Source organism: Paenibacillus sp. DP01, assembly GCF_044784315.1.
GTDB classification, from domain to species: domain Bacteria; phylum Bacillota; class Bacilli; order Paenibacillales; family Paenibacillaceae; genus Paenibacillus; species Paenibacillus polymyxa.
Genome location: NZ_CP173059.1, coordinates 182,501 through 196,077 on the forward strand (window position 1 = coordinate 182,501; position 13,577 = coordinate 196,077).

Annotated in this window: 12 protein-coding genes, 8 tRNA genes and 1 rRNA gene (1 of these 21 cut by a window edge); 20 read left to right on the forward strand and 1 reads right to left on the reverse strand. The window is 47.5% G+C overall.

Annotated features, from left to right (window positions below; translation table 11 throughout):
• The 15 genes from ACH59B_RS00750 to ACH59B_RS00820 all read left to right on the forward strand — a co-directional run.
• Positions 1-1,017, forward strand: a 23S ribosomal RNA gene (locus tag ACH59B_RS00750) (it extends 1,909 nt beyond the left edge of the window).
• A 130-nt stretch (positions 1,018-1,147) separates the two neighbouring features.
• Positions 1,148-1,239 (forward strand) — tRNA-Ser (locus tag ACH59B_RS00755).
• 28 nt (positions 1,240-1,267) lie between these two features.
• A tRNA-Met gene (locus tag ACH59B_RS00760) sits at positions 1,268-1,344 on the forward strand.
• A gap of 10 nt (positions 1,345-1,354) precedes the next feature.
• Positions 1,355-1,430 (forward strand) — tRNA-Val (locus tag ACH59B_RS00765).
• A gap of 4 nt (positions 1,431-1,434) precedes the next feature.
• Positions 1,435-1,510: transfer RNA gene (locus ACH59B_RS00770), tRNA-Thr, on the forward strand.
• 19 nt (positions 1,511-1,529) lie between these two features.
• Positions 1,530-1,606: transfer RNA gene (locus tag ACH59B_RS00775), tRNA-Asp, on the forward strand.
• 78 nt (positions 1,607-1,684) lie between these two features.
• Positions 1,685-1,757 (forward strand) — tRNA-Phe (locus ACH59B_RS00780).
• A gap of 9 nt (positions 1,758-1,766) precedes the next feature.
• Positions 1,767-1,852 (forward strand) — tRNA-Tyr (locus ACH59B_RS00785).
• A gap of 7 nt (positions 1,853-1,859) precedes the next feature.
• Positions 1,860-1,932 (forward strand) — tRNA-Lys (locus ACH59B_RS00790).
• A 158-nt stretch (positions 1,933-2,090) separates the two neighbouring features.
• Positions 2,091-3,233 (forward strand): CdaR family transcriptional regulator, encoded by a 1,143-nt coding sequence (locus tag ACH59B_RS00795; RefSeq protein WP_123796628.1) that lies wholly within the window; start codon positions 2,091-2,093, stop codon positions 3,231-3,233.
• A 103-nt stretch (positions 3,234-3,336) separates the two neighbouring features.
• Complete coding sequence (locus ACH59B_RS00800; RefSeq protein WP_019685783.1) at positions 3,337-4,461, forward strand: ABC transporter ATP-binding protein; 1,125 nt, start codon at positions 3,337-3,339, stop codon at positions 4,459-4,461.
• Positions 4,462-4,802: 341 nt separating this feature from the next.
• On the forward strand, positions 4,803-5,741 hold the full coding sequence (gene hprK / locus ACH59B_RS00805; RefSeq protein WP_016820103.1) for an HPr(Ser) kinase/phosphatase: 939 nt from the start codon (positions 4,803-4,805) through the stop codon (positions 5,739-5,741).
• A gap of 43 nt (positions 5,742-5,784) precedes the next feature.
• Positions 5,785-6,840 carry a prolipoprotein diacylglyceryl transferase gene (gene lgt / locus ACH59B_RS00810; RefSeq protein WP_016820104.1) on the forward strand — a complete coding sequence of 352 codons (1,056 nt, stop codon included), beginning with the start codon at positions 5,785-5,787 and terminating at the stop codon, positions 6,838-6,840.
• Positions 6,837-7,490 (forward strand): pyrophosphatase PpaX, encoded by a 654-nt coding sequence (gene ppaX / locus ACH59B_RS00815; protein WP_404303100.1) that lies wholly within the window; start codon positions 6,837-6,839, stop codon positions 7,488-7,490. The genes lgt and ppaX overlap by 4 nt, the downstream gene beginning before the upstream one ends.
• The gene (locus ACH59B_RS00820; protein WP_019685786.1) at positions 7,487-7,981 is read left to right on the forward strand and encodes a DapH/DapD/GlmU-related protein; all 495 of its coding nucleotides are present in this window, start codon (positions 7,487-7,489) and stop codon (positions 7,979-7,981) included. The genes ppaX and ACH59B_RS00820 overlap by 4 nt, the downstream gene beginning before the upstream one ends.
• 261 nt (positions 7,982-8,242) lie before the next feature.
• Here ACH59B_RS00820 and ACH59B_RS00825 read toward each other — a convergent pair whose 3' ends face one another.
• The gene (locus ACH59B_RS00825; protein WP_404303102.1) at positions 8,243-8,542 is read right to left on the reverse strand and encodes a hypothetical protein; all 300 of its coding nucleotides are present in this window, start codon (positions 8,540-8,542) and stop codon (positions 8,243-8,245) included.
• Between the two features lie 571 nt (positions 8,543-9,113).
• Between ACH59B_RS00825 and ACH59B_RS00830 the strand changes: the two genes are divergently transcribed.
• From ACH59B_RS00830 to hisH, 5 genes are all read left to right on the forward strand, one after another.
• Positions 9,114-10,319: an ATP phosphoribosyltransferase regulatory subunit gene (locus ACH59B_RS00830; RefSeq protein WP_016820113.1), complete on the forward strand. Its 1,206-nt coding sequence runs from the start codon at positions 9,114-9,116 to the stop codon at positions 10,317-10,319.
• Positions 10,316-10,960 (forward strand): ATP phosphoribosyltransferase, encoded by a 645-nt coding sequence (gene hisG / locus ACH59B_RS00835; protein ID WP_016820114.1) that lies wholly within the window; start codon positions 10,316-10,318, stop codon positions 10,958-10,960. Before ACH59B_RS00830 ends, hisG begins: the two co-directional genes overlap by 4 nt.
• A gap of 62 nt (positions 10,961-11,022) precedes the next feature.
• Positions 11,023-12,336: a histidinol dehydrogenase gene (gene hisD, locus ACH59B_RS00840; protein ID WP_123796630.1), complete on the forward strand. Its 1,314-nt coding sequence runs from the start codon at positions 11,023-11,025 to the stop codon at positions 12,334-12,336.
• Positions 12,320-12,928 (forward strand): imidazoleglycerol-phosphate dehydratase HisB, encoded by a 609-nt coding sequence (gene hisB, locus ACH59B_RS00845; protein ID WP_026065472.1) that lies wholly within the window; start codon positions 12,320-12,322, stop codon positions 12,926-12,928. The genes hisD and hisB overlap by 17 nt, the downstream gene beginning before the upstream one ends.
• A 3-nt stretch (positions 12,929-12,931) precedes the next feature.
• Positions 12,932-13,561, forward strand: coding sequence for an imidazole glycerol phosphate synthase subunit HisH (gene hisH, locus ACH59B_RS00850; protein ID WP_016820117.1), 630 nt, complete (start codon positions 12,932-12,934; stop codon positions 13,559-13,561).
• The last annotated feature ends 16 nt before the right edge of the window (positions 13,562-13,577 follow it).

Below are 13,577 nucleotides of genomic sequence, written 5' to 3' on the forward strand. Positions count from 1 at the left end.
GAAGCTATGAACCGAAGCCCCAGTAAACGGCGGCCGTAACTATAACGGTCCTAAGGTAGCGAAATTCCTTGTCAGGTAAATTCTGACCCGCACGAATGGCGTAACGACTTGGGCGCTGTCTCAACGAGAGATCCGGTGAAATTTTAATACCTGTGAAGATGCAGGTTACCCGCGACAAGACGGAAAGACCCCATGGAGCTTTACTGCAGCTTGATATTGAATTTGGGTACGATCTGTACAGGATAGGTGGGAGCCGTAGAACTTTGAGCGCCAGCTTGAAGGGAGGCATCCTTGGGATACCACCCTGATCGTATCTAGGTTCTAACTTGGTACCGTAATCCGGTACGAGGACAGTGTCAGGTGGGCAGTTTGACTGGGGCGGTCGCCTCCTAAAGAGTAACGGAGGCGCCCCAAGGTTCCCTCAGAATGGTTGGAAATCATTCGAAGAGTGCAAAGGCAGAAGGGAGCTTGACTGCGAGACCTACAAGTCGAGCAGGGACGAAAGTCGGGCTTAGTGATCCGGTGGTACCGCATGGAAGGGCCATCGCTCAACGGATAAAAGCTACCCTGGGGATAACAGGCTTATCTCCCCCAAGAGTCCACATCGACGGGGAGGTTTGGCACCTCGATGTCGGCTCATCGCATCCTGGGGCTGAAGTAGGTCCCAAGGGTTGGGCTGTTCGCCCATTAAAGCGGTACGCGAGCTGGGTTCAGAACGTCGTGAGACAGTTCGGTCCCTATCTGTCGTGGGCGTAGGAAATTTGAGAGGAGCTGTCCTTAGTACGAGAGGACCGGGATGGACGTACCGCTGGTGTACCAGTTGTTCCGCCAGGAGCACCGCTGGGTAGCTATGTACGGAAGGGATAAGCGCTGAAAGCATCTAAGCGTGAAGCCCCCCTCAAGATGAGATTTCCCAGTATGTAAGACCCCTTGAAGACGACGAGGTAGATAGGTTGGGGGTGGAAGTGCAGTAATGCATGGAGCTGACCAATACTAATCGGTCGAGGGCTTATCCTAAAGATAAGACGCAATGAAGTTTCGGATCCAGTTTTCAAGGTGTAACCTTGGAATTACGCTTGATATTCAATATCATTTTATTGATAATCTGAATATCTTGTAGAATTTCACTAAGCGAGTCCGTTTATATGGAGAGATACCCAAGTGGCTATAAGGGGACCCTCTGCTAAGGGGTTAGACTGCGTAAGTGGTGCGAGGGTTCGAATCCCTCTCTCTCCGCCATTTAGGACAAGCTAGTAAATTATGTTATGGCGGTGTAGCTCAGCTGGCTAGAGCGTACGGTTCATACCCGTGAGGTCGGGGGTTCGATCCCCTCCGCCGCTACCATACATACCCAGGAGGCTTAGCTCAGCTGGGAGAGCATCTGCCTTACAAGCAGAGGGTCGGGGGTTCGATCCCCTCAGCCTCCACCATTGTGCCGGTGTAGCTCAACTGGTAGAGCAACTGACTTGTAATCAGTAGGTTGGGGGTTCAAGTCCTCTCGCCGGCACCATTTTTTTTGAAAAATATAGGGAACTGTGGTGTAGAGGCCTAACATGCCTGCCTGTCACGCAGGAGATCGCGGGTTCGAATCCCGTCAGTTCCGCCATTTTTCAGCTTAGTATTTTCGCCGTACTAAAGTGGGAAGGGGTATCCCTCCGCACTTTATTTTTTTGCCAATGGATATGGCTCGGTAGCTCAGTCGGTAGAGCAGAGGACTGAAAATCCTCGTGTCGGCGGTTCGATTCCGTCCCGAGCCACCTTTATATGGAGGATTAGCGAAGTGGCCAAACGCATCAGACTGTAAATCTGCTCCCTTACGGGTTCGGTGGTTCGAATCCATCATCCTCCACCAGTTTTACGAGCCATTAGCTCAGTTGGTAGAGCACCTGACTTTTAATCAGGGTGTCGAAGGTTCGAGTCCTTCATGGCTCATCAGAAGTCATCAACTATAAGTTGATGGCTTTTTTTGTATTGTTATAAGTTATGTTTTTATATAGCTTTTTATTTTAAGGTATCGACGGGTTATAATGAGTTCATTATGTTCGCTTAGTGTTTAATCTATATTCTAAAAAAAGTGAAGTGGTGATCGCGTGACTTTGGATACAGAATGGATTCAGCAACAGCTTCAGAATATAATTCAAGCGCCTTTTACCATAGTGCCTTGGTGCCCAGAAATGATGGCAGAAGGAGAAACAGCCGATTCAGTTATACCGGATAGATCGTTTGTTAGTGAGAATAAATTATATTTTCCGTTTCGTGCATCGGCAGGTGAACTGGCTGCTTTTGCGGTAGAGGACAGATATTTGACGGATCGAGAACGGAAGTTGATAGAAGCGTTACTGGGGAACATGGAACAAGTCTGGCAGAATGGTTCACGCTTGTCGATCAACCCAGCCTATAGCGAGGAAGAGCGGATGAATCGTTTTGGACAATGGCTCATACAGCAGGCTGCCGACCTAAACAGTGAGGAAGAAGTTCCCACTGAATTGGAGCTTCGTGATTCGTTATCAGCGTGTATGGTGCCTTTTTTACTGAATGGCGAGGGAACACAGGATGGGGCTATTACTTATACGCAGCTTCACCGATTGTTAGCGAGCTATTTTGGAGGGAATGTGCTGCTTACTCCATTAGACGAACAATCTTGGCTGATTCTCGCAAAAAAGGAGCTTTTATTAGGGGCCGACGATGAACGGGATAAAGATCCTGAGACTAGAGAGGCAGATTTTGCGGAACCACTTGAGGAGGTACTTACGGCTTTTAGCTTGGGGTTATATGAGCTTATCGCGAATGAATGGGTCGGTGTATTCCATTTGGCAATTTCCAAGCCTTCGGTCCCTTTGCAAAGTTTCCCCCACGAGCTGAATTTATTATGGGAGACGATCCATCTTGGCAAGCTTTTTCATGTAACAGAGCACATCCACCTTTCATGGGAGCTTCATTTGGAGAGACTGTTAAATCGCATTCCCAAGGAGCAGCGTGTACTATTTTTGGAGCAGGTAATGAAGTCATCTGTCATACTGGAAGACTCAGAAACGATGGCTACATTGGATATCTTTTTTCAACTGGATTGTAATGTGAGTGAGACAGCCAAGCGTCTGTATGTTCACCGTAATACGTTGATTTACCGTTTGGACAAGATTAAACAGGAGACCGGATTGGACGTGCGGACGTTTAATGATGCAGTTTTGGTCAAACTATATCTGTTATTGTACAAAGTGACAAAAAGGAAATAGCATTTTTGTGCAGTTTGCGAATAGCCAGGGTTTAGGTACTAGGGTAAGATACAAGTAGAAAATGTATTCGATTTCAAAACTTGACCTTGGGGAGGCAAAAGCTATGGCTGGCGTACGTTTAGAGCATATTTTTAAGAAATATCCGGGTGCAGAAAAAGCTACGGTTGTTGATGTCAATTTGGACATTCAAGATAAAGAATTTCTCGTATTGGTTGGTCCTTCCGGTTGTGGGAAGTCTACTACACTTCGTATGATTGCTGGTCTGGAGGAAATTTCAGACGGTAAATTGTACATTGGTGATCGTGTTGTGAACGATGTGGCTCCAAAAGACCGCGATATCGCGATGGTATTCCAATCCTATGCCTTGTATCCGCATATGAATGTATACCAAAACATGGCTTTTGGTCTGAAGCTCCGCAAGGTTAAAAAGGAAGAAATTGATAAACGCGTACGTGAAGCAGCTAAAATCCTTGATATTGAGCATCTGCTGGATCGCAAGCCGAAAGCGTTATCAGGCGGTCAGCGTCAGCGTGTTGCCTTGGGACGTGCGATTGTGCGTGACCCACAAGTCTTCTTGATGGATGAGCCACTGTCCAACTTGGATGCCAAGTTGCGTGGTCAAATGCGTGCAGAAATCACGAAGTTGGCTAAGCGTCTGGAAACGACCGTTATCTATGTAACACATGACCAGGTTGAAGCCATGACGATGGGTGATCGGATTGTAGTTATGAAGGATGGTATCATTCAACAAGCTGCATCCCCGGATGAACTGTACAACCGTCCAGTGAATCTGTTCGTTGCTGGTTTTATCGGCTCTCCTACAATGAACTTTATCTCAGGTAAGCTGGTTGAAAAAGAAGGTGCATTGCATTTCACAGCACCAGGTCTGGATCTGTTTGTACCTGAAGGTAAGGGACAGATTTTGAAAGCGAAAGGCTACATTGGCAAAGAAGTGATCTTGGGCATTCGACCTGAGGATATTCATGAAGAGCCTGTATTTTTGGAGGCTTCTCCGAACACGATCTTTACATCCACTGTGGATGTAACGGAAAATCTCGGTCATGAAATGCTGTTGTACCTGAGCGGTGCTGGAAACGATACGATTATTGCCCGTGTAGACGGACGTTCCAATACTCGTGATGGTGTCAAAGCGAAGTTGGCTGTTGATATGAACAAAGTTCATATTTTTGATAAGGAATCGGAATTGAGCATTCTGGTTGGCGAATAAGATCAGCCTCTGGAAGAGAGTCGCAGTTTTCCCAAGCGGAGAACTGCGACTCTTTTGTATATCATATCCGCTACTAGCTTCGGCATTGCATTCAATGGAAAATTCCGATACGATGGGTGTACAATGGTGCAGGTCTAGATTTAGACAAGGCTCGTTGGCAGGAGTTCCAGATTGGGGCCTCCAACTGTCAGGATAGGGATAGCCTGGAATCCTATTGTTAAATCAAGTGAAGTGTGGACTCATTCAGGATAGACTGCGTGGGGTTGTATGGTTAATAGAATAATGCTACATAAATCAAATGGCGTATAGAATCCGGTTTTTGCAGATGAGGAGAGAATACAATGGCTAAACAGGTAAAGGTATCCGAGCTTGTACAGCAATTCCAAATGGAGGTTATTTCCGGTGAAAAGGGTCTGCGCAGACTGATCACCGTGGACGATTTGAATCGCCCAGGCCTGGAGATGGCCGGGTATTTTGAATATCATACACAGGAGCGGGTACAGCTTTTGGGAAGGTCTGAGCTGGCCTTTCTGGGTATGCTGCCTCCTGAGGAGCGACGGGATCGAATGGAGCGTTTGTGTACAGAGCTGACTCCATGTATTATCATCACACGTGGCCTGGAGGTACCGGCCGAGCTAGTGGAAGCAAGTACAGAGCGAGATATTCCTGTACTGCGGACTAATATGGCGACGACGATTTTATCGAGCCGTATCACAGGTTTTCTGGAAAGAAAGCTGGCACCTACGGCAACTATTCATGGCGTATTATGTGACGTGTATGGCGTGGGAATGCTTATTACAGGCAGTAGTGGAATTGGTAAGAGTGAAACAGCACTGGAACTTGTCAAACGTGGGCATCGCTTGGTAGCAGATGATGCGGTAGAAATCCGGCAAACGTCCGATTTTCAGTTGCATGGAACAGCACCTGAACTCATTCGTCACCTGCTTGAAATTCGAGGCGTAGGCATTATTAATGTGATGACACTGTTTGGTGCTGGTGCAGTTCGTAATAATAAGCGAATTACACTGGTTGTCCGCCTGGAGGCATGGCAACAGGACAAGCAGTATGACCGTCTCGGTCTCGATGAAGAAACTACACGCATTATTGATACAGATGTTCCACTCGTTACGATTCCAGTTCGTCCAGGCCGAAATCTGGCTGTTATTATCGAGGTAGCGGCGATGAACTATCGTTTGAAACAAATGGGCGTTAATGCAGCCCTGCAATTTACAAACAAGCTGACTGCTACGATTTCTGAAGATATGGAAGAGATGGATTAAGGTTCGTTCGGTTGCAAGGAAGGACAAGGAGTGAGAGAAACATATGTCAACGGCAACATTACTGCTGAATCCGATTGCTTTTTCGATCGGGGCAATCAAGGTCCATTGGTATGGGCTTATTTTGGGGCTGGCGGCGCTTGTGGGTTTATATCTCGCCATCCGTGAGGGAAAAAGATTCGGTATTCCGCAGGAATTCTTTATGGATATGCTGCTTCTGGGTGTTCCATCGGCCATTATTGGAGCGCGTATTTATTATGTAGCCTTCAAATGGGAAGACTACCGGGATAATCTATGGGATATCTTTAAAATTTGGAATGGCGGTATCGCGATATATGGTGCCTTGATTGGTGCTATTATATGTGCGGTTATTTATTTCCGTTATAAAGGATATAACTTCTGGCGTGTTGCTGATATTTGTGCGCCGGGTCTATTAATCGGTCAAGCGATTGGACGCTGGGGTAATTTTGTCAATCAAGAGGCTTACGGTGGACCAACGGAGGAGACTTTTTTGCGCAGTCAGCTGCATCTACCGGATTTCATTGTGAATCAGATGAACGTTAACGGGGTGTTTCACCACCCTACGTTCCTGTACGAATCGCTGTGGAGTATTGTAGGCGTGATTTTGCTGCTTGTGATTCGCCGGATGAAATTTGTACGTGCGGGTGAAATGTTTGCATTTTACTTCATTTGGTACTCTATTGGTCGCTTTTTCATCGAGCGGGTGCGGACGGACAGCTTGGCCTTTCAGGGACCGGACTGGCTGGCTTCCTTTGTGAATGCTCTGTGGTCCCCTATGGTATGGCTAGGGTTTGAACCGGGGTACTTGGACCCGAATTACGGTAATGTACGGATCTCACAGTTGCTTGCTATTTTCATCATTGTGGCTGCCGTGATTTTTATCTTGGTTCGTCGTCGGAAGGGCTCGGCCGTTGCGAGATATAGCGACCCGATTGTCTCCAGCAAGACGGGGATTGATCAGGTACCTGATATGACGCCAGAACAAGTATCCCGTCCTGGGCAGGATGCGGTTTCTCCAACAGCCACAGCGGATAAGCTATCTAAGGAAGACACGGATGAGGACAAGAAGGAGCATCTATGATAAATACGATTTTGTTTGATTTAGACGGTACCATTATGGATACGAATGAGTTGATAATCAGCACATTTTTACACATTTTGAACCATCCAGATGCGGATCCGCTAACGCGGGAGCACATTATTCCTCATATGGGGGGAACGCTGGACGATCAACTCCGTACTTTTACGGGATTAACGGATGTATCTGGGCTAGTTAAAGACTACCGTGCTTATAATCAAATTCATCATGATCAAATGGTGAAGCCATTTCCATATGTTATTGAGGTTATTCAGGAGCTACGTGCACGAGGAATTAAGTTGGGGGTTGTGACAACTAAAATACGACCATCCACGATACGTGTACTTAACCTGTTTAATCTGACTTCCTCTATGGATTATATTGTTACGGTAGACGATGTGGAGCATCCGAAGCCTCACGCGGAGCCAGTGCTCAAGGCTTTGGCAGGTTTGAATGCTAAAGTGGAACATACGTTGATGGTTGGAGACAGTTCCTTTGATATTTTGTCAGCTCAGGCGGCAGGTGTGAAATCTGCGGGAGTGGCCTGGTCGCTCAAGGGTGAGGAAACTCTGCGCGGATATGGACCAGACTACATGCTATATGATATGAGGGATTTGCTGAAGCTGGAGCTTCAAGGTGTCAATGTATCGTGAGAAAGGTGAACCGCTATCCTGTAGAAGGTCCCAATGCATTGTGGCAAATTTATCGGACGGTGAGCCCTTGGAAAGGCGTTAAGAACTTCATTTTTATACAGATTGCCCGGTATTGTCCTGTGCTTTCTCTGAAAAATGTTATCTACCGCAGAATGCTGGGGATGAAGGTTGGGCAACATGCAGCCTTCGGTCTGATGGTGATGGTGGATGTTTTTTTTCCAGAGCATATCACAATCGGGAACAATTCGGTCATTGGATATAACACGACCATACTGGCTCATGAATACCTTATACAGGAGTATCGCATCGGTAAAGTGGTGATCGGGGATCGTGTGCTGATCGGCGCAAACACAACCATTTTGCCGGGTGTTACCATCGGTGACGGGGCTGTGGTAGCGGCCGGAGCGGTTGTGCATAAAGATGTACCGGCAGGTGCTTTTGTAGGCGGTAATCCATTGCGTGATTTAAGACGCTCTGGTGTGGATGAGTAGGAAATAGGATAAGGAAAAAGCCCTTTAAGTATAAAGGGCTTTTTGCGTTACGCCTATGGTGCATTAAGTAGGTTAATCTGTGTTGTCCATATTTAAGGATAGGTTCTTGGAACATTAATAAAGCCCCTTCGGTCTCCTTGTTTCGAACCATAAGGGCTAAAAGTGCGCCTTCTTGTTCTTTCGAAGTACTGAATTCAGGTTAATAATACGTTGTTATATGATATATTAGATGTTCTGTCTTTGCCTATGCACAAAAAATTATTATTTGTATAAAGTTCCTTGGTATCTGACAGCAACAATACCATCTTTAATTTCATAGCTAACCATAATAATAGTTCCTACATAGCCATCCTCAGATTTATAATTTGTAATAACTTTTTGTATTCCCCATCCAACAGGAAAATATAAAATACCATCGAAGGGCTTTGACTCGAGATTTGGGCTAACATTATGTGACTTTGGTGCGTTAGTAGGAGCGTCCGCGAAAACAGCGGCAGTAGAAAAAGAGGCAGTTAAAGCAAGGGATAGTGCGGCCAAGCTCAATGTTCTTTTAATCCTCAAAATGATCATCTCCTAATAAAATATTTAGCTACGCTTTCATTATATATATTGTAGAACAACAAAACAACAATAATTGTAAAAAATATATTTTATATGGTAAAAAGGTCATATCACTTACAAATGCAACTTAGTATTTGGGCTAAAATATCTGATACTTAAACTCTAAAAAGTTTTAGGTTGGATGCTTTGAAGTTTCCATCGCGGGGTAAGAGTGAACAAATGAGTGGTTGAATAGTGGTTTGACTGTTGGCTGAAAAGCTGACAGTCTTTTTTAGATTATAGAATTTATAAGTTTTCAGCGGAGCTAAACAATTCTATAATCGCAAGAAAAACTTCCGCTAAGCGATACCTTCCCTTCCGTGAAAGTATACCGATAGATATTTTCTTGTAAGGTTTATGAATTCGGCATTGAATAAAATATGATGAGAGGCAGCGATTTGTTTAATCTGTAAAAATGGGCTGCTACGTTTGGTTGACGTTCATAAGTAGGGCATGATAATATATCGAATATACTTTAGTTTGTTAGCACTTTACCATGATAAAGATATTGTGAAATCATGAGGTGATAGAGATGTCTAAGCCAAAAGGATTTGAGATTCCTGTAGGGGTTCGAGATTATCTTCCACGTGCAGTGTCGAAGCTGCGGGCCATTGAACTGAATGTACTCGCATGTATGGAGCGTTGGGGTTACCGTCAGATTATGACGCCTACGATGGAATACTACGATACAGTGGGAGTGGCTAGTTCTACTTCTGATCGGAAGCTGTTTAAATTGCTCAACAACCGGGGGACTACGTTGGTACTTCGTTCTGATATGACTGCTCCGATTGCACGGGTGGTGTCTTCGTTGCTAAAGGAAGAAGAAGTACCGCTTCGCCTGTCCTATCACGCCAATGTATTTCGAGCGATTGAGGAAGAGGCAGGAAGAGAGGCGGAGTTTTTTCAAACAGGCGTGGAGCTGGTAGGGGATGATTCACCTGAGGCTGATGCAGAGGTTGTAGCATTGGCCATTGCATCATTGCAGGCAGCGGGTGTTAACTCTTTTAAAATTGCCATGGGACATGTGGGATTCCTGAACGGGTTATTTGAAGAGATCATTCCAGGTCGCCAGGCTGAACAGCAAGCACTAAAAGAACTGTTGCTCAGTCGTGATGTAGTGGGCTACCGAGCGGCGATTGAAGCTTTAGGTTTGGCCCCCGCGCATCGGGATAAGCTGGAGGCCATTCTTCGGCTTCGTGGTGGGAAGGAAATTTGCGAGCAGGCTACTCGCCTTAGTGTGGAGCAGCAGACGATTCAATCCATTGCACATTTGTGCGAGGTGTGGGAAGTGCTGGAGGCATACGGCGTATCTGAGCATGTGTTAATTGACCTTACCATGATCGGTGATTTTTCATATTATACAGGAATGACTTTTGAGGGCTATGCAGCGGAAATTGGGTTTCCGGTATGCAACGGAGGTCGTTATGACAATCTGCTTCAGCAGTTTGGGCGATCGGTACCGGCAACGGGATTCGCATTGAAGACGAACCGAATCGTCGATGGTGTGGATGGTATTTCAATTGAGACGAAGCGTCCGATATTTATCCGTTATGACGAGCAGGAACGACAAGAGGCGCTATCCGCCGCAGCACAGCTACGTGCAGAGGGTTTTACTGTGGTGACAGGACTCACGGGGGGACCGGAGGATCGACGTCGTGAGCAGCAGGATCTGTACGCAGAGGTATACAGCTATACAGCTGAAGGAAGACGGCCCGTACAAAGGGGGGAATTGTCATGACGGAAACATTGAAGGTAGCCATGCCGAAGGGACGGATTTACAAGCAGGCTTCCAAGTTGTTCCGCCAGGCAGGGGTTCCAATTCCACTGGATGTGGATGAAACCCGCAAGTTGGTCATCCCATTGCCTGAGCTGGGAATGGAATTTATTATGGCGAAGCCCGTCGATGTTCCTACGTATGTGGAGTATGGTGCAGCTGACATCGGCATTGTCGGTAAGGATGTTTTGCTGGAAGAAAACAAGGATGTATATGAGCTACTGGATCTGGGGATTGCCCGTTGCCGGATGTCGGTAATTGCTTTACCTGATTGGCAACCAGGTATTCGTCAGCGGGTCGCTACCAAATATCCAAATGTGGCTTCCCAGTATTTTCGGGAACAAGGTCAGCAGGTGGAGGTCATTAAGCTGAACGGCTCCATCGAGCTGGCGCCGTTAATTGGTCTGGCAGATCGCATTGTAGATATGGTGGAGACGGGACAGACCTTGCGGGAGAACGGATTGGTTGAGCAGATTAGCATACTGGATATTACCAGTCGTTTGATTGCCAACCGGGTCAGTTACCGGATGAAAAATGGTCCGATTCAGGCATTGTGTGATCGATTGCATCAGGTGATCCCAACTGAAGTAGTACCGAAGGATTAAAGGAACGGAGCAACAGTTCAGGAACATTCTGCAAGCAAGCAGCAGGTAGGGGGAATGAGCAAATGAAGATCGTAGCAGCCCGTGATTTCAGCCTCCAACGAGAGGTGGATTACGGAACACCGGAGCAAAACGAGGCTGTGCGTACGATTATTCAATCGGTACGCCAAGAGGGGGATGGGGCTGTTCTGCGGTATACGGAAACGTTTGATGGTGTATCGCTGACAGCGGAGCAGCTTCGTGTGACAGATGAAGAATTAAAGTCGGCCTATGACAAGGTAGAGCCTTCATTTATACAGGCAATTCGAGAAGCGGCGGATCATATTCGCGCTTTTCACCTCAAGCAAAAGCGTAACTCATGGATGGATTTACAGCCGGACGGTAGCTTACTCGGTCAAATCATCCGGCCGTTGAAACGTGTAGGCGTGTATGTTCCAGGCGGTAAAGCCGCCTATCCATCCTCGGTGTTGATGAATGTCATTCCCGCTCAGGTGGCTGGAGTACCGGAGATCGTCATGGTGACACCCCCGGCGACAGGCGGCAAGGCAGGGATCGACCCCTATACACTGGTAGCTGCGGCAGAGGCTGGTGTAACGGAAATATTCAGGGTTGGCGGAGCGCAGGCCATTGCCTCTCTTGCATACGGGACACATAGTATTGAACCGGTCGATAAAATTTGCGGTCCCGGCAACATTTATGTAGCGCTGGCTAAGCGAGAAGTATACGGTGCAGTGGATATCGACAGTATTGCAGGACCGAGTGAAATTGTCGTATTGGCTGATGACACGGCCAATCCCTCTTATGTAGCGGCTGACCTACTTTCACAGGCAGAACATGACGAAATGGCCTCAGCCATACTGGTTACGCCCTCGCAACGCTTGGCCGAAGAAGTATCAGCCGAGGTAGGGCGCCAATTGGCGGAGTTGCCGCGCAGAGATATTGCTGCTGCATCGGTAGAGGCATACGGAGCCATCATTGTCGTTGACAATTTGGAAGAGGGCATTCGTATTGTCAATCGGCTTGCGCCCGAGCATTTGGAGATCATGACAGAGCAGCCGATGGAACATATGGGGATGATCGAAAATGCAGGAGCTATTTTTCTGGGAGCGTACAGCTCGGAGCCGGTAGGCGATTATTTTGCCGGACCTAACCACATCATCCCGACGAATGGAACGGCGCGTTTTTCCTCGCCAGTGGACATTGATGATTTTATCAAGAAGTCGAGTATGATCTATTACAGCAAGGAAGCACTGCTGCGCAATGGAGAGACCATTATGCAGCTTGCCCGGCATGAAGGGCTGGAAGGCCACGCACGGGCGATACAAGTTCGATTGGACAATGAGAAGAAGGCGGTGGATGGCGATGGGGAACGAAAATAACGAAGCAGGGCGTACAGGCAGTGTCAGCCGGAAAACGAATGAAACAGACATTCAGCTGTCATTTGCAGTAGACGGGACAGGGCAGGCAGAGATTGAAACGGATGTTCCTTTTTTAAATCACATGCTAGATTTGTTCACCAAGCACGGACAATTTGATCTTAATGTACAGGCCAGAGGGGATGTGGATATCGACGACCACCATACCGTCGAGGACATTGGGATCTGTCTGGGGCAAACCTTGCTGGAAGCATTGGGTGATAAAAAAGGCATAAGGCGCTATGCCAGCGTCTTTGTACCGATGGATGAGGCGCTCGCGCAGGTTGTTATTGATCTGAGTAATCGACCTCATTTTGAGTATCGTGCAGAGTACCCGTCTCAGCAGGTAGGCAGCTTCTCGACAGAGCTGGTGCATGAATTTCTATGGAAATTTGCGTTGGAGGCTCGCATGACGTTGCACGTCATTGTTCACTACGGGCAAAATACCCACCATATGATTGAGGCGGTGTTCAAAGCGCTGGGGCGTGCTTTGGATGAGGCGACCTCCATTGATCCGCGGGTGACAGGAGTGCCTTCAACGAAGGGAGTGCTGTAGTCCATGTCCATTGCCATTGTGGATTACGGCAGAGGGAATCTGCATAGTGTGAGCAAGGCGGTTGAGCGCCTTGGCTTTGAGGCTGTAGTGACAGGAGATGCTCAAGTGATTCGTGCCTCCAGCGGTGTGATTTTGCCGGGTGTAGGGGCCTTCGGGGATGCGATGGAGCATCTGCGTTCCAGCGGATTGGATCGGGTTATTCAGGAGGTTGCAAGTGCTGGACAACCGCTGCTCGGTGTTTGTTTGGGAATGCAGCTATTGTTCACTCGTGGTGAAGAATACGGCAGTCATGAAGGACTTAATATTTTACCAGGCGAGGTCGTTCGGTTTGCTCCTGATCTGGGCGTTAAAGTGCCGCATATGGGCTGGAATCGTCTGCGTATGACTCAGCCGGAGCACCCGCTGTTGCAGGGCTTGGAGGAAGGGCATGTGTATTTTGTGCATTCCTATCATGCGAAGCCGGAGGTCGAAAGTGATCTGCTGGCGGTGACCGACTACGGTGGGCCCGTAACGGCTATCGTGGGCAGAGGCCATGTGTATGGCATGCAGTTCCATCCAGAGAAAAGCGGAGAAATGGGGATGCGCCTGCTTCGTCAGTTTTTGGAACTAGCAGAAGCGAAAAAGCGAGCGTAACGATTCGTGAGTCTGC

Bases quoted from the DNA above. Each gene is read 5' to 3' on its own strand.
- ACH59B_RS00800 (WP_019685783.1), top strand. From the start codon at position 3,337: ATGGCTGGCGTACGTTTAGAGCATATTTTTAAGAAATATCCGGGTGCA.
- hprK (WP_016820103.1), top strand. From the start codon at position 4,803: ATGGCTAAACAGGTAAAGGTATCCGAGCTTGTACAGCAATTCCAAATG.
- lgt (WP_016820104.1), top strand. From the start codon at position 5,785: ATGTCAACGGCAACATTACTGCTGAATCCGATTGCTTTTTCGATCGGG.
- ppaX (WP_404303100.1), top strand. From the start codon at position 6,837: ATGATAAATACGATTTTGTTTGATTTAGACGGTACCATTATGGATACG.
- ACH59B_RS00830 (WP_016820113.1), top strand. From the start codon at position 9,114: ATGTCTAAGCCAAAAGGATTTGAGATTCCTGTAGGGGTTCGAGATTAT.
- hisG (WP_016820114.1), top strand. From the start codon at position 10,316: ATGACGGAAACATTGAAGGTAGCCATGCCGAAGGGACGGATTTACAAG.
- hisD (WP_123796630.1), top strand. From the start codon at position 11,023: ATGAAGATCGTAGCAGCCCGTGATTTCAGCCTCCAACGAGAGGTGGAT.
- hisB (WP_026065472.1), top strand. From the start codon at position 12,320: ATGGGGAACGAAAATAACGAAGCAGGGCGTACAGGCAGTGTCAGCCGG.
- hisH (WP_016820117.1), top strand. From the start codon at position 12,932: ATGTCCATTGCCATTGTGGATTACGGCAGAGGGAATCTGCATAGTGTG.